Consider the following 15,124-nt stretch of genomic DNA (forward strand, 5'->3'; position numbering starts at 1 on the left):
CACCTCACACAAAGTCCCGATCCCCTTGGATTGGAGAGGAGAGACGAGAACGGTGCTCCCCATATTCGTCTACGGCACCCTCCGCCCCGGCGAGCCCAACCACGACCTCTTCCTGCGCGGCCGCACCGTCGCGGAGGAACCGGCCTGGATGCGCGGCATGGCGCTCTACGACGGCCCCGGCTACCCGTACGCGGTCGAGAGCCTCGGCGACGGCGCCGCGCACGGGACCGTGACCGGAACCGGAGCCGGAGCCGGGAGCGCGACCGAAACCGAGAACGCGACCGGGACCGAAACCGAGAACGCGACCGGGATCGGGGAACGTCACGGGGGAGTGGGCGAGGTGAGCGGTGAGGTCGTCACGGCCCTCCCCGAGGACTACGCCGAACTGCTCCGCGTCCTGGACCAGTTGGAGGAGTACGCTCCGGGCGCCCCCACGAACCTCTACGAGCGGGTGGAGCGCCCGGCCGTCCTCGCCGACGGCACGGTCGTACGGGTCTGGGTCTACGTCGCCGCCCCGACCGTCGCGGCCCGACTCAGGGCCAGGGGAAAGCTGATCGAGAGCGGGGACTGGCGTCTGCGAGGTTAGCTCCTCACCGGGGTCAGCCTCAGCAAAACGACCGAGGGCGCCTCCGGCAGGCTCACCCGCAGCTCGGCGCCGTGCCACCGAGCCGTGGCCGTCGTCGCCCTCGGATGCAGGACCTCCACCCGTACGTCCCCCGCGCCCCCGCCAGGTGGCGTGAAGCATCGTGCGGTGTCCCCTCCCCGGCGCCAGACCGTCACGTACACCGGACCCGCGTCCGGCACCGGCGGCCTCAGACCCAGCGCGACCCAGTCGTCCGACCAGCCCGGCAGGCCCAGGGGCCAGAACGGCAGGGCGGTGCGCAGATCGCCCCGGATCGCCTTGTACGCGTCCAAGGCGTCACGCACCAGCCCGAGCTGACGTTCTGTCATGCGGTCCAGGTGGCCGGAGAGATGGACCCGGCCGAGGAGCGCGGAACCGAGCGTGAAGGCGATCTCCTCGTCCGTGCAGGACGGTTGCGGGTACGCCCAGACGGCGCCCTGCTCCGGCGGCACGGCGGTGGGGGCGGAGGCGGCGATGGGCGGACAGCGCAGGGGATCCTGCTGGTCGGAGGTGGACTGGAGCTGTGCCACCGCGAGGGAGGCGCCGTCCATGCGCATACCGCCCGAGGCGCAGTTCTCGATGACCAGGCCGGGGTGACGGTCCAGGACCGAGGACAGCCAGGCGAGCCAGGCCCGGGAGTGGGCGAGGTGGGCCGGTGCGGAGGTGGTGATGTTGTAGTCGAGTTTGAGATAGCCGACGCCCCACTCGTCGACGAGACGGTCGACCGTCCCGTCCAGATGGGCGCGGGCCGCCGGGTGGGTCAGGTCCAGCTGGTGCCGGCCCTGTTCGGTGACCCGGGTGCCGTCCTCGTGCCGGAGGAAGGCCTCGGCGGGCAGACCGGCGGCGAGTGGACTGCGGACCCCGACGACCTCGGGCTCCAGCCACAGCCCCGGCACCATGCCGCGCTCCCGGATCCGGTCGAGCACGCCCCGGATGCCACGGTCGCCGGGGAACCGTCGGACCGACGGCAACCAGGCCCCCACACTGTCCCACCAGCCCCCGGGCGAACCACCACCCTCGCCGCTCTGTCCGCTCCGCCCGGCCTCTCCACTCTCTGCGTCGTCGTACCACCCGGCGTCCACGCAGAAGTACTCCGCGCCCGCCTCCGCCGCCGCGTCGATCAGCGGGAGCAGTTTCTCGGTGGTCGGGTCGCCCATGAGGGTGTTCATGTAGTCGTTGAAGATCACTGGCAGTCGGGTGTGGTCCGGGTGCGGGCGGCGTACGACGCGGCGGTAGGAGGTCAGCGCGGCCAAGGCGCCGTCGAAGCGGGCGCCGAGGGCGAGGGCGGCCCACTCGGTGGTGAACTCGGCGCCGGGCGGCAGGACTTGGCGCCACCGATGTTCGTCGTGGGTGGGGCCGCCGAGGGCCAGATATGTCTGCCCCGCCGACTCGCCGGCCTCCCAGACCCAGCTGGACGCCGACTCGATCTGCCACAGCCAGCAACGGTCGTCCGTACGGTGCTGGAGTGCGCCCATCGCGAGATGCCCGTCCGTGGGCCAGCTGCCGCGTCCGGCGAGCCGGGCCGCCGCGTGCCCGGTGCCGCCGTGCACCTCGTGGTTGACGTCGGGGACGGAGTTCCGCAGCGGCTCGGTGTACCAACGGCACTCCGCGAGCCAGTCGTTGCGCGCGCGGAGGACGGACAGGTCGTCGGGGGAGGGGAGTCCGCCGAGGAGCAGGCTGCCGAGGGAGCGTACGGTGACCGACCCGGAGCCGTCGTTGCGCAGCCGGACGCGGGAGCGCAGTACGGAGATGCCGTCCGGTGAGGCGTATTCCACGAAGGTGGTCAACCCGGTCGCCGAGTCGTGGAGTTCGAAGGCCAGCCGATGCCACCGCACGCGGTCGGCCGAACCACCAGCCGAACCATCTGCCGAATCACCGTGCTCCGCAGCCGAGTTGCCGGGCCCGGGATCGCAAGTGGAGTGATGGGCACGGTACTTCAGACGGGCGCCGATCGCCGTGCCGGTGAAGCGGGGTCTGGCCCAGCCGGTGCCGTCGCCGAGCAGGACCAGGTCGACCAGGGGCGGCGAGGTGGCGGCCTTGGTCTCCTTGGGGCCGGGCGCGGGGTCGTCGGGGCGACGGACGCGCAGCAGCCGGGGAGTCTCTCCGCTGAGGTCGAAGTCGGCGGTCAGCGCGGAGTGGCCCCAACGGTAGGAGAGGCTCCACGGGAACGCGTCGGTCCACTGGTGACTGTCGTGCTGCGACATGTGATCCCCCGGGTCGGCTGGGCTCCCAAGTGTTCACGGCGAGCTGTGCGTCCGCTGTCCCCATCGTGTGCGAAGCGGCGGGTCAACCACACAGGATCTACGTATCCGAAAGCATGAACGTTCAAGCAGGCGAGGTGTCGATGCAGATCATCACAGCGACATCAGCACCGATAAGGCGAGCAGGGGGAGTCCCATAGGAATGCCGTGGCACGGAGCGAGACCGTCCTGAAGCACGCCCGTCCCGAAGTCGGGCTGTGGCTGGCCGAGTTCGTCGAGCGGTTCGTGCTCGTCGCCGCGCGCAACCTGCCTGCTGCCGTGGTGAACGGGGGTCGGTCACGCTGCCCCTCTTCGCCCCGGACGACCACACGAAGCGGTCGCCGTCGTCGGCCTGGGCTTCGCGGAGCCCAAGGAGTTCACGGCCGAGGAGACAGCGAAGTACGCGGAGGACGCGAAAACCGTACCGACCACGCCCTGCCCCGAGGACCGGCCGACCGTCAACCGCACGGGCTGACTCGCGGCTGACCCTGCCCCATCTCGCGGCCGGTTCACGGGGCCGGCCCGCGACCGACTCACGGGCCTGTACAGCCGCGCGGGCCGACTCGCGGTCGCCCCAATGGCCTGCCCCCGGCCGCATGCACCCGCAGCCCGACGTACGAGCTGCTCCGCGAGTCGGGGCGGGCTGTCCGCGCGCCGGTCCATCTCGGGAGCGTGCCCCGGCCCCGCCGCCCGCCGCCCCTACTTCCCCACCGTCTCCAACCGCACCGCGCACGTCTTGAACTCCGGCATGCGAGAGGTGGGGTCGAGGGCGGGGTTGGTGAGGGTGTTGGCGCGGCCCTCGCCCGGCCAGTGGAACGGCATGAAGACCGTGTCCGGGCGGATGGTGGTCGTGATGCGCGCCGGAGCGACGGCCCGGCCCCGGCGGGAGATCACGGCCACCGGGTCGCCCTCCGCCGCGCCGAGCCGCTCGGCCAGCCGGGGGTGCAGTTCCACGAAGGGCCCGGGCGCGGCGGAGTTGAGCTCGTCGACCCGCCGGGTCTGGGCGCCCGACTGGTACTGGGCGACCACGCGTCCGGTGGTGAGCAGCACCGGGTACTCGGCGTCCGGTTCCTCGGCCGACGCCCGGTGCGAGACGGGCACGAACCGGGCCCGGCCGTCCTCGGTGGCGAACCGGTCGAGAAAGAGCCGCGGCGTCCCGGGATGCACCTCGGCGGACTCCACGGGACTTCCACCCCCACCCGCAACCCGCTCCGCCTCGGCGCCCGCGGCTGGGCTTGCTCCACTGCCCGTCGCCTGCTCCGCCTCGGCGCCCGCGGCTGGGCTTGCTCCACTGCCCGTCGCCTGCTCCGCCTCGGCGCCCGCGGCTGGGCTTGCTCCACTGCCCGTCGCCGAGTCCGTCCCGCCGCCCGGCGCAGGGCGCGCCTCGGCACTCGACGCCGCCTCCACCACCGTCACCGGCGCCGGGCAGGGCCAGAACACCCCGTTCTCCTCGGCCAGTCGGCGGTAGGTGATGCCCGAGTAGTCGGCGAGCCCGCCCGCGCTCGCCCGGCGCAGCTCCTCGAAGACCTCCTCGGCGTCGGTCGAGAACCCCTTCTCGACACCCAGCCGGTCGGCCAGCTCGTGCATGACCTCCAGGTCGCTGCGGACCCCCTCGGGCGGCGTGATCGCGCGCCGCCGCAGCAGCACCCGGCCCTCCAGATTGGTCGTCGTGCCGGTCTCCTCGGCCCACTGCGTCACCGGCAGCACCACGTCCGCCAGCGCCGCCGTCTCCGACAGCACGACATCGCACACCGCGAGGAAGTCCAGCGACCTGATCCGCTCCTCGATGTGCGCGGCGCGCGGCGCCGACACCACCGGATTGGAGCCCATCAGCAGCAGCGACTTGATGTCACCGCCGAGCGCGTCCAGCAGCTCGTACGCGCTGCGTCCCGGCCCGGGCAGGCTGTCGGGGTCCACGCCCCAGACCTCGGCGACGTGCCGCCGCGCCTCGGGGTCGACCAGCTTGCGGTAACCCGGGAGCTGATCGGCCTTCTGGCCGTGCTCGCGCCCGCCTTGCCCGTTGCCCTGCCCGGTGAGGCAGCCGTAGCCGGACAGCGGCCGCCCGGCCCGCCCCGTGGCCAGCGTGAGGTTGATCCACGCGCCGACCGTGTCCGTGCCCTTGGACTGCTGCTCGGGCCCGCGCGCGGTGAGCACCATCGCATGCTCGGGCTCGCAGAACAGCCGTACCGCTTCGCGGAGTTGGGGAACGGGCACCCCCGTGATCCGCTCCACGTACTCCGGCCAGTGCGCCATGGCGGCGGCCCGTGCCTCTTCCCAGCCGCTGGTCCGCTCGCGGATGTACTCCTCGTCCACCCGCCCCTCGGCCACGATCAGATGCAGCAGCCCGAGCGCGAGGGCGAGATCGGTGCCGGGGCGCGGCGACAGGTGCAGATCGGCCTGCTCGGCCGTACGCGTGCGGCGCGGATCGATGACGATCAGCTTGCCGCCGTTCTCCTTCAGCCCGGTGAGATAGCGCAGCGCCGGCGGCATGGTCTCTGCGAGGTTGGACCCGACGAGGACGACACACCCCGTCCTCGGGATGTCCTCCAGCGGGAACGGCAGCCCGCGGTCCAGGCCGAAAGCCTTCGTCCCGGCGGCCGCGGCCGAGGACATGCAGAAGCGGCCGTTGTAGTCGATCTGCGAGGTGCCGAGGACGATCCGCGCGAACTTGCCGAGCAGATAAGCCTTCTCGTTCGTCAGCCCGCCGCCGCCGAACACTCCGCACGCGTCCGGGCCATGTTCCGTACGCGTGCGGGTGAGTCCCTCGGCGATCCGGTCGAGTGCCTCGTCCCAGGAGGCGGGTTCCAGGTTGCCCGCCCTTCTGACCAAGGGACTGGTCAGCCTGACCCGGGACGAGAGCACAGCCGGGGCCGTACGACCCTTGCCGCACAGTGCTCCCCGGTTCACCGGGAAGTCCGCGCGCTCCGTGACCACTACGACCCCTTCGGTCCCGTCCGCACCGGGCGTCAGGTTCATCCCGCACTGCAGGGCGCAGTACGGGCAGTGGGTGGGCGTCGCGGAGTTCGGCATACCGCTCAGCGTGCGTCGCACGTGTTACGCGCCGGGACGCCCCTCGTTACGCGACCGGCACGGGGACCTCCCGGCGGCGTCGGGCCCGGCGTGAGGAAGAGCGCCGCCGGATGTCGCGATTCCGTCACCGTATGTGGTCACATCGCCGCTTTCCGTCCATCCGCTCGGGCCCCGCGTGCTAAGAACTACGGGCGCCACGGACACGGGGGTCGTGCCGCGAGCCCCGTGTGGCGCATGACCTGTCACCCGGCCCGCGCGCGGGCCACCGGGGGAAGAGGACAACCACGTGACCGTATGCGCACCACCGCCGCCGCCCTGGGTGCCGTCGGCGCCCTGACCGCCACTCAGCTCGGCCTCGCCGGAGCCGCCTCGGCCGCGCCCCGGGCCGCCGGCTGCCCGATCGAACTCCGTTCGCCCAAGAGCTTCACCCTGGACGCGAAGAACCGGGTGCAGGGCGGCCTCTACTTCGCTCTCAGGAACAAGAGCAAGACCGCGAGCTTCAAGGACGTCAGCCTGACCGTCAGCAAGCCCGTCAACCTGACCTTCACCTACGCCACGCCCACCAAGGGCAGCAAGATCACCAAGCGCACCTCGAAGGTAGCCACCGTCCGCACCAGGACACTGAAGAAGAAGGGCACCACCGGTCTGCGCATCAGCGCCTACATGACCAACAGCAAGAAGCCCTACGAGGTTCGCTTCACCGTCCGCGGCAAGACCGCCGCCGACAGGCAGTGGGGCTGCGCGGTGGACCAGGGCTGGTGGGGCAGCATCAAGCACTGAGGGTGCGCCAGGGGGAGGCTTCGACGGCCCGCACAGGGCCCTCTTCGCACCCTCTACTGCCCCTCCGAGGGCCCCCGCCCCGCCGACGCGAGCGCCTTCTCGACCCCCGTTTCCTCCGGTCCGAGGAAGCGGGGGTCCGGCTCGAACAGGGCGTCCAGGGAGGCCTTGCCCGCCGCGAACAGCTCCCGGGTGGCCCCGTAGTACCAGGTTCCGTCGTGCCGGTCCTGCACACCGACGCCGTACGACTCGACACCCGCCTCCTCGCACAGCGCGACCGCCCGGCGTATGTGGAAGCCCTGGCTGACGAGCACCGCCCGGTCCACACCGAAGATCTTCTTGGCGCGGACGCAGGAGTCCCAGGTGTCGAACCCGGCGTAGTCGCTGACGATCCGGTCGTCCGGCACGCCGTGCTCGGTGAGATAGCCGCGCATCGCGTCCGGCTCGTCGTACTCCACGCGGCTGTTGTCCCCGGTGACCAGGACCACCTTGATCCGGCCCGACCGGTACAGCTCGGCCGCCGCATCCAGCCGGCGCGCGAGATACGGGGACGGCTCGCCCCGCCAGAGCCCGGCGCCGAACACGACCGCGACCTCGGTGTGCGGCGCGTCGGCCGTGGTCCGCAGCCGGTCGGCGGCCGCCGTGTACATCCAGGTCGAGGGCAGCAGTGCCAGCACGCACAGCAGCATCACCGCCTGCACGGCCCGCCGCCGCCCCGCCCGCGTACGCGGCAGCCGAACGACGCGCACGATCCGCCCGATACGCCTCACTGCGCCCCCGTCCCCTCGGATCCGCTCATGTGTCCTGCTTGTTTCCGGCGAGCCCGTCCGATCCCGCCCCCGATCCCGCCCCCGATCCCGCCCACTCGACCAACGAAGACGTCAGTCACGGAGATCCGGTTCACCGCTCAGCGTGACAAGCTTCACCCGAACGTGTGAAAAGGCCAGGTCGCGGAGGTTCACACGCCCGTACCGCGCGCGGTGAAGTGCCGGAAAACACCCGTCACCACCGCGCAACGGGGAGGCAACGTCCTCCCGGCACCATCGGTGCATGACGGCGACGACGAGCAAGTCGAACGCGGACCTCGACAGTACGGCGCACATCATGAACCTGATCAGTGACCAGTTGGCCACGCAGCTCAGCCGCGTCTCCCGCGACGGCACCCGGCGCCCCGCCCCACCGGCGCTCGTCCTGGTCGCGCACGGCAGCCGTGACCCGCGCGCCCTGGCGACCGTTCGCACCCTCATGGAGCACGTCCGCGAGCAGCGCCCCGGCCTCGCCGTGCACCTCGGCCACATCGAGCTGAACGAGCCCCTGCTCCCCGACACCCTCGCCGCCCTCGGCGACCGGGAAGCCGTCCTCGTCCCCCTCCTCCTCAGCCGCGGCTACCACGTCAAGCAGGACATCCCGGAGATGGCCGCGGCCGCCGAGGCCCGCACCCGCCTGGCCACCCCCCTCGGCCCGCACCCCCTCCTCGTCGACGCCCTGCACGCCCGCCTCGTCGAGGCCGGCTGGCGCACCCGTATGAGCGCGGCCCGGCGCCGGGGAAGCGCGGTCGTCCTCGCCGCCGCCGGCTCCCGTGACCCCGAGGCCGCCCTGGACACCGGCCGCACGGCCCGCCTCCTCGCCGACCGCCTGGGCGTCCCGGTCCTCCCCGCCTACGCCTCCGCGGCGTCCCCCACCGTCCCCGAGGCCGTCCGCACCCTCACCGCCGCGGGCCACACCCACGTGGCGGTGGCGTCCTACTTCACGGCCCCGGGCCGCTTCGCGACGGAATGCGCGGCGGCGGCCCCCTGGATCGCCGCGGCCCCCCTAGGAGTCCACCCGTCCATGGCCACCCTGGTCCTGCACCGCTACGACGAGGCACTGAGCACCCCCGGCACAACGGTGGAACGAGCCCTGGCGTCGGCATAGGGGCCTCGCGAAACTCCCGACCCGCAACAGCGCCCCTCCAGGGGCGCGGGGCTGTGTCGAATGTGCGGCTCCGCCGCGTGGGTGCGACCAGCCACGACCGACCCGTACCCGCCAAACGGCAGGACCCGGCAGACGAGTAGGCACCCTTTTGTCACACCCGCCCCGTACTGTCGAATCATGGAAGGCACAACACCCCCCACCCACGACACCCCCGCGAGCCATGACACCCCGGCCGACTACGACCCGCCCTCCGTGGAGCGCTACGCCCCGGAGCCCGACAAACGTCCCGGCCGCACCGCCTTCCAGCGCGACCGCGCCCGCGTGCTGCACTCCGCGGCCCTGCGCAGACTCGCCGGCAAGACCCAGGTCGTCACCCCCGGCACCCGCACCCACGTCTGGGACGCCAGCCCCCGCACCCGCCTCACCCACTCCCTGGAGTGTGCCCAGGTGGGTCGCGAGCTGGGCGCCGCCCTCGGCTGCGACCCCGACCTCGTGGAGGCCGCCTGTCTCTCGCACGACCTCGGCCACCCCCCTTTCGGTCACAACGGCGAACAGGCACTCAACGAATTCGCCGAGGACTGCGGCGGTTTCGAGGGCAACGCCCAGTCCCTGCGCCTGCTGACCCGCATCGAGCCCAAGCGCTTCGTAGGGTCCTCGGAGTCCGGCGACCTCGTCAGCGTCGGCCTCAACCTCACCCGCGCCGCCCTGGACGCCGCCACCAAGTACCCCTGGCCGCGCGGCGGTCACCCCACCGACCCCAAGTCGCCCAAGTTCGGCGTGTACGACGACGACCGGCCCGTCTTCGACTGGGTCCGCAAGGACGCCCCCGGCACGAGCACGACCTTCGAGGCCCAGGTCATGGACTGGTCCGACGACGTGGCGTATTCCGTGCACGACGTCGAGGACGGCCTGCACGCGGGCCACATCGATCCGGGCTGTCTGCACGCGGAGCCCGAACGCCGAGCGGTCTTCGAGGTCGCCCGCGGCCGGTACGTCCCCGCGGACACCGACCCGGCCGAACTCGCCGCCGCCCTCGACCGCCTCCTCGACCAGGAGTGGTGGCCCCACGGCTACGACGGGACGGCCGTCGCCCAGGCCCGGTTGAAGGACGCCACCAGCCAGCTCATCGGCCGGTTCTGCCTCGCCGCCGAGGGCGCCACCCGGCAGGCGTACGGAGGCGGCCCCCTCACCCGGTACGCCGCCGAACTGGTCGTCCCGCGCGAGACGCGGCTGGAGTGCGCCGTGCTGAAGGCGGTCGCCGACCGCTATGTGATGCAGCGGGCCGAGCAGGAACGGCTCCGCGCCGACCAGCGGATCGTCGTAGCCGAACTCGCCGAGGCGCTCACCGCCCGGGCGCCGGAGGGGCTCGAACCCCAGTTCCGTGCGCTGTTCGACTCGGCCCCGGACGACCGCGCCCGCAAGCGGGTGATCGTCGACCAGATCGCTTCCCTCACCGACACCTCCGCCCGCGCGCTGCACGCGAGACTGACGGGGCGGAAGTGACGAAAACGTGACCCTGCGTGGCCTGATCGGGTCACTACCCCTTCCCGCATCACGCTCCGTGCGGGACGCTCGCATGTGGACGCACCCTTAAGAGGAGGCATCAAGTGGTCGACGCGGATCAGACATTCGTCATCGTCGGAGGTGGTCTCGCCGGCGCGAAAGCGGCCGAGACGCTCCGAGCGGAGGGCTTCACCGGCCGCGTGATACTGATCTGCGACGAACGCGACCACCCCTACGAGCGTCCGCCGCTCTCCAAGGGCTATCTGCTCGGCAAGGAGGAGCGCGACACCGTCTTCGTCCACGAGCCGTCCTGGTACGCGAGCAACGACATCGAACTCCACCTCGGCCAGACCGTCGACGCGATCGACCGTACGGCGAGGACCGTTCGCTTCGGTGACGACGGCACCCTCGTCCACTACGACAAACTGCTGCTCGCGACCGGCGCCGAGCCCCGCCGCCTGGACATCCCGGGCACCGATCTCGCGGGTGTCCACCATCTGCGCCGTCTCGCCCACGCCGAGCGCCTCAAGGGCGTCCTCGCCGCCCTCGGCCGGGACAACGGCCACCTCGTGGTCGCCGGCGCCGGCTGGATCGGCCTGGAGGTGGCGGCGGCGGCCCGCGAGTACGGCGCGGAGGTCACCGTCGTCGAGCCGGAGCCGACGCCCCTGCACGGCGTCCTCGGCCCCGAGCTGGGCAACCTCTTCGCCGAGCTGCACCGCGAGCACGGCGTCCGCTTCCACTTCGGTGCGAGGCTCACGGAGATCGTCGGCCAGGACGGGATGGTCCTGGCGGCCCGCACGGACACGGGGGAGGAGCACCCGGCGCACGACGTCCTCGCGGCCATCGGCGCGGGTCCGCGCGTGGGTCTCGCCGAGGCGGCGGGGCTGGAGATCGCCGGCCGTGCGCACGGCGGGGGCATCGTGGTCGACGTGGGGCTGCGTACATCCGACCCTTCCATCTACGCCGCCGGTGACGTCGTCTCCTTCCCGCACGCCCTGTTCGACACCCGGCTGCGGGTGGAGCACTGGGCCAACGCGCTCAACGGCGGGCCGGCCGCAGCCCGCTCGATGCTCGGCAAGGACGTCACCTACGACCGGGTGCCCTATTTCTTCTCCGACCAGTACGACCTGGGCATGGAGTACTCGGGGTGGGCACCGCCCGGATCGTACGACCAGGTGCTGATCCGAGGGGATGCGGGCAAGCGGGAGTTCATCGCGTTCTGGGTGAAGGAGGGGCGGGTACTGGCCGGGATGAACGTGAACGTGTGGGATGTCACTGAGCCGATCCAGAAGCTGATCCGGTCCCGGGAGCGGGTCGATGTGGACGCGCTCGCGAATCCCCAGGTGCCGTTGGAGAGTCTGGTCGCCTAGGCATCGGCGGGGCTGGGGCGCGAGGGCGTGCGGGTGGTATGTGGTTGCTCGCGCAGTTCCCCGCGCCCCTCAAGGGGCGCCGCCCGTGCCCCATGGTTGTCAGTGGACCACCGTAGAATCTCCGCGTGGCAGGACGGATCAACGACGAGGACGTGAAGGCGGTACGGGACGCGGTCCCGATCGACGCCGTGGTGTCCGAGTACCTCCAGCTGCGCAACGCGGGCGGCGGGAACCTCAAGGGCCTCTGCCCGTTCCACGACGAGAAGTCGCCGTCCTTCCAGGTCAGCCCGAGCAAGGGCCTCTTCCACTGCTTCGGCTGCCAGGAGGGCGGCGACACCATCACATTCGTGATGAAGGTCGACCACCTGTCCTTCTCGGAGGCCGTCGAGCGCCTGGCCGGCCAGGCCGGCATCACCCTCAGGTACGAGGAGGGCGGGTACAACCCGTCCCACCAACGCGGCGAACGGATCCGCCTGGTCGAGGCCCACAAGATCGCCGCCGAGTGGTACGCGGAACAGCTCGCCACCAGCCCCGAGGCCGACACCGGCCGGATCTTCCTCGCCGAGCGCGGCTTCGACCAGGCCGCCGCCGTCCACTTCGGCGTCGGCTACAGCCCCCAGGGCTGGGACCACCTCACCCGCTTCCTGCGCGGCAAGGGCTTCACCGACAAGGAACTGTTCCTGTCCGGCCTTTCCCAGGAGGGCCGCCGGGGCCCGATCGACCGCTTCCGGGGCCGCCTGATGTGGCCCATCCGCGACATCGGTGGAGACGTGGTCGGCTTCGGCGCCCGCAAGCTCTACGAGGCGGACAACGGCCCGAAGTACCTCAACACCCCCGACACCGCGATCTACCGCAAGTCCCAGGTCCTCTACGGCATCGACCTCGCCAAGAAGGACATCGCCAAGGCCAGCCGGGCCGTCGTCGTCGAGGGCTACACCGACGTCATGGCCTGCCACCTCGCCGGCGTCACCACGGCCATCGCCACCTGCGGCACGGCCTTCGGCGGCGATCACATCAAGATCCTCCGCCGGCTGCTGATGGACAACGGCTCGGCGCGTGTGATCTTCACGTTCGACGGCGACGCGGCCGGCCAGAAGGCGGCCCTGCGCGCCTTCGAGGACGACCAGAAGTTCGCCGCCGAGACCTACATCGCGATCGCCCCCGACGGCATGGACCCCTGCGAACTGCGCCTCGCGAAGGGCGATGACGCGGTGGTCGAGCTGACCGAACCCCGTACCCCGCTCTTCGAGTTCGCCCTCCGCCAGATCGTCGCCCGCTACGACCTGGAGACCCCCGCCGGGCGGGCCGCCGCCCTCGACGAGGCCGCGCCGATCGTGGCCCGCATCAAGAACAGCGGCGCCCAGCACGAGGTCGCCGTGGAACTCGCCGGCATGCTCGGCATCCTCGACACCCAGTTCGTCGTCAAGCGCGTCGCCCAGCTGGCCCGCTGGGCCCGCGACCGGGGCGGCCAGGGCCCCGCCCCCTCCGCCCAGCGCACCGCCCAGCCGTACGAGTCCACTTCCCGGCCCCCGTCCGGCCCCGCCCTCACCCTCCGCAACCCGGTTTTCGCCACCGAGCGCGAACTCCTCAAACTCGCCCTCCAGCGCCCTGAGTTGGTCGCCCCCGCGTTCGACGCGTACGGCGTCGACGAGTTCACCGCCGCCCCCTACGCGGCCGTCCGTGAGGCGATCATCGAAGCGGGCGGCGTGGAGTACGGCGCAGAGGACCCGCAGGAGTACCTGGTCCGCGTCCGCGAGGCCGCGCCGGACGACACGGTGCGGGCCATGGTGACCGAGCTGGCGGTCGAGGCGATCATGCGCAAGACGGTCGACGACGTCTACGCGGGCGCACAACTGGTCACCGTGCGTCGCCGGGCCGTCGAACGCCGGGTGCGCGACGTCCAGGGCAGCCTGGCGAGGGCGGCCGCCCAGGGCGACCCGGCCCAGCTGGCCGCCGTCCAGAACGAGTTGTGGGTCCTCCAGCAGTACGACCAGGCATTGCGGGAGCGGGGCGCGGAGGCGCTCTGACCCCGCGACGGTTCGCGCCCCCGGCCGCGCACGTCCCCGCAGCACATGCCAATCCGCGCCGGAGCCACCCCGCTCCGTACGGCCTTCAAGCTGTTTGCGGCCCGCCCAGCAGCGCACTCGTGCAGCACGGTAACCGTGCGGTCACGGCCCGGACGCAAAAAGTCACCGCACGCCCCTCGTGGCGGCTGTGTGTCGTACTCCACACTGGGTTGCGGTGCCTGAGTCCTCGGAGCGCGGCCGACCCGTCCCCCATGGGTCCGAGATCCCCGCGGTTCCGCTCGATGAGTACGGGATGGACGGCGGCGAGGCCGCCCGCGTCATCCCAGACGTACCGCTGTCGTACGCCCTGGCAGCGACATTCCTGGAGGTCGCCCCCGTGCAGACCCAGACCCTCATACAGAACGACACCAGTACGGCCAGTACGACCATCGGTACCGACGGCTCGGAGCCGGCCGAGGAGACCGATGTCATCACCGCGGTGCCCGCCCAGAGCCGCGCCGCGCACCACCCCGAGGCGGTCCCGGACGGCCCGCCCGACCTGGACGAACCGCCCGCCGCTGTGGTCGAGGCCCTGGAGAGGGCAGACCCCCCGGAGCCCGAGCCCGTGGAACCGCCGCGCGCCCGCGCGGACACCAGCGGCCCGTCCTCCGACCTCTTCCGCCAGTACCTGCGCGAGATCGGCCGCATCCCCCTCCTGACGGCAGCGGAGGAAGTGGAGCTGGCCCGCCGCGTCGAGGCCGGCCTCTTCGCCGAGGAGCGACTCGGCAACGCCCGCGACCTCGACACCGAGCTGGCCCTCGACCTCGACAAGCTGGTCGTCATGGGCCGCATGGCCAAGCGTCGCCTGATCGAGGCGAACCTGCGGCTCGTCGTCTCCGTGGCGAAGCGGTACGTCGGCCGCGGCCTGACCATGCTGGACCTGGTGCAGGAAGGAAACCTGGGCCTCATCCGGGCCGTCGAGAAGTTCGACTACGCGCGCGGCTACAAGTTCTCGACCTACGCGACCTGGTGGATCCGCCAGGCCATGTCCCGCGCGCTGGCCGACCAGGCCCGCACCATCCGGGTCCCGGTCCACGTGGTCGAGCTGATCAACCGGGTCGTCCGAGTCCAGCGCCGCATGCTGCAGGAGCGGGGCTACGAGCCCACGCCGGAGGAGGTGGCCGCACACCTCGACCTCGCCCCCGAACGCGTCAGCGAGGTCCTCCGCCTCGCCCAGGAACCGGTCTCCCTCCACGCCCCGGTCGGCGAGGAGGACGACGTTGCCCTGGGCGACCTCATCGAGGACGGCGACGCGGCGAGCCCCGTGGAGTCGGCCGCGTTCCTGTTGCTGCGCGAACACCTGGAGGCGGTCCTCTCCACCCTCGGCGAACGCGAACGCAAGGTGGTCCAACTCCGCTACGGCCTCGCCGACGGCCGCCCTCGCACGCTGGAGGAGATAGGCCGCATCTTCGGCGTGACCCGGGAACGCATCCGGCAGATCGAGTCCAAGACCCTGAACAAACTCAGGGACCACGCTTTCGCTGACCAGCTGAGGGGCTACTTGGACTGAGGGGTGCATTGTCGGGTGAGGGTCCGGTGGGGGCTTCTCACGCAGTTCCCCGCGCCCCTGAAGAAGCGGGGCTGCGCCCCTGCTCTTTCACG

Annotated in this window: 10 protein-coding genes; 7 read left to right on the forward strand and 3 right to left on the reverse strand. The window is 71.8% G+C overall.

The annotated features are described in order from the left end of the window. Positions 1-52 precede the first annotated feature (52 nt). Positions 53-586 (forward strand): gamma-glutamylcyclotransferase family protein, encoded by a 534-nt coding sequence (locus P8T65_RS31380; protein WP_316728540.1) that lies wholly within the window; start codon positions 53-55, stop codon positions 584-586. Here P8T65_RS31380 and P8T65_RS31385 read toward each other — a convergent pair. Both P8T65_RS31385 and P8T65_RS31390 read right to left on the reverse strand, forming a co-directional pair. Next, the gene (locus tag P8T65_RS31385; protein WP_316728541.1) at positions 583-2,826 is read right to left on the reverse strand and encodes an alpha-galactosidase; all 2,244 of its coding nucleotides are present in this window, start codon (positions 2,824-2,826) and stop codon (positions 583-585) included. The genes P8T65_RS31380 and P8T65_RS31385 overlap by 4 nt on opposite strands. Before the next feature lie 735 nt (positions 2,827-3,561). After that, positions 3,562-5,892 (reverse strand): molybdopterin-dependent oxidoreductase, encoded by a 2,331-nt coding sequence (locus P8T65_RS31390; protein ID WP_316728542.1) that lies wholly within the window; start codon positions 5,890-5,892, stop codon positions 3,562-3,564. A 294-nt stretch (positions 5,893-6,186) separates the two neighbouring features. Between P8T65_RS31390 and P8T65_RS31395 the strand changes: the two genes are divergently transcribed. Continuing rightward, positions 6,187-6,672, forward strand: coding sequence for a hypothetical protein (locus P8T65_RS31395; protein ID WP_316728543.1), 486 nt, complete (start codon positions 6,187-6,189; stop codon positions 6,670-6,672). Positions 6,673-6,725: 53 nt separating this feature from the next. Here P8T65_RS31395 and P8T65_RS31400 read toward each other — a convergent pair whose 3' ends face one another. After that, positions 6,726-7,358, reverse strand: a complete 633-nt coding sequence (locus P8T65_RS31400; protein ID WP_399103283.1) for a vancomycin high temperature exclusion protein — start codon at positions 7,356-7,358, stop codon at positions 6,726-6,728. 361 nt (positions 7,359-7,719) lie between these two features. Here P8T65_RS31400 and P8T65_RS31405 point away from each other — a divergent pair, with 361 nt between their 5' ends. From P8T65_RS31405 to P8T65_RS31425, 5 genes are all read left to right on the forward strand, one after another. After that, the gene (locus tag P8T65_RS31405) at positions 7,720-8,583 is read left to right on the forward strand and encodes a sirohydrochlorin chelatase (protein WP_316728545.1); all 864 of its coding nucleotides are present in this window, start codon (positions 7,720-7,722) and stop codon (positions 8,581-8,583) included. A 177-nt stretch (positions 8,584-8,760) separates the two neighbouring features. Next, positions 8,761-10,086, forward strand: a complete 1,326-nt coding sequence (locus tag P8T65_RS31410) for a deoxyguanosinetriphosphate triphosphohydrolase (protein ID WP_316728546.1) — start codon at positions 8,761-8,763, stop codon at positions 10,084-10,086. A 104-nt stretch (positions 10,087-10,190) separates the two neighbouring features. After that, positions 10,191-11,456, forward strand: coding sequence for an FAD-dependent oxidoreductase (locus P8T65_RS31415; RefSeq protein ID WP_316728548.1), 1,266 nt, complete (start codon positions 10,191-10,193; stop codon positions 11,454-11,456). Positions 11,457-11,581: 125 nt separating this feature from the next. After that, the gene (gene dnaG, locus P8T65_RS31420) at positions 11,582-13,483 is read left to right on the forward strand and encodes a DNA primase (protein ID WP_316728550.1); all 1,902 of its coding nucleotides are present in this window, start codon (positions 11,582-11,584) and stop codon (positions 13,481-13,483) included. Between the two features lie 214 nt (positions 13,484-13,697). Next, on the forward strand, positions 13,698-15,032 hold the full coding sequence (locus P8T65_RS31425; protein ID WP_316728552.1) for an RNA polymerase sigma factor: 1,335 nt from the start codon (positions 13,698-13,700) through the stop codon (positions 15,030-15,032). Positions 15,033-15,124: the final 92 nt, after the last annotated feature.

Source organism: Streptomyces sp. 11x1, assembly GCF_032598905.1.
Taxonomy (GTDB): domain Bacteria; phylum Actinomycetota; class Actinomycetes; order Streptomycetales; family Streptomycetaceae; genus Streptomyces.

What these genes read in the sequence shown, in the direction of transcription:
- P8T65_RS31400 (WP_399103283.1), bottom strand. Translation starts at nt 7,358, where the DNA reads ATGCTGCTGTGCGTGCTGGCACTGCTGCCCTCGACCTGGATGTACACG.
- P8T65_RS31405 (WP_316728545.1), top strand. Translation starts at nt 7,720, where the DNA reads ATGACGGCGACGACGAGCAAGTCGAACGCGGACCTCGACAGTACGGCG.
- P8T65_RS31390 (WP_316728542.1), bottom strand. Translation starts at nt 5,892, where the DNA reads ATGCCGAACTCCGCGACGCCCACCCACTGCCCGTACTGCGCCCTGCAG.
- P8T65_RS31410 (WP_316728546.1), top strand. Translation starts at nt 8,761, where the DNA reads ATGGAAGGCACAACACCCCCCACCCACGACACCCCCGCGAGCCATGAC.
- P8T65_RS31385 (WP_316728541.1), bottom strand. Translation starts at nt 2,826, where the DNA reads ATGTCGCAGCACGACAGTCACCAGTGGACCGACGCGTTCCCGTGGAGC.
- P8T65_RS31395 (WP_316728543.1), top strand. Translation starts at nt 6,187, where the DNA reads ATGCGCACCACCGCCGCCGCCCTGGGTGCCGTCGGCGCCCTGACCGCC.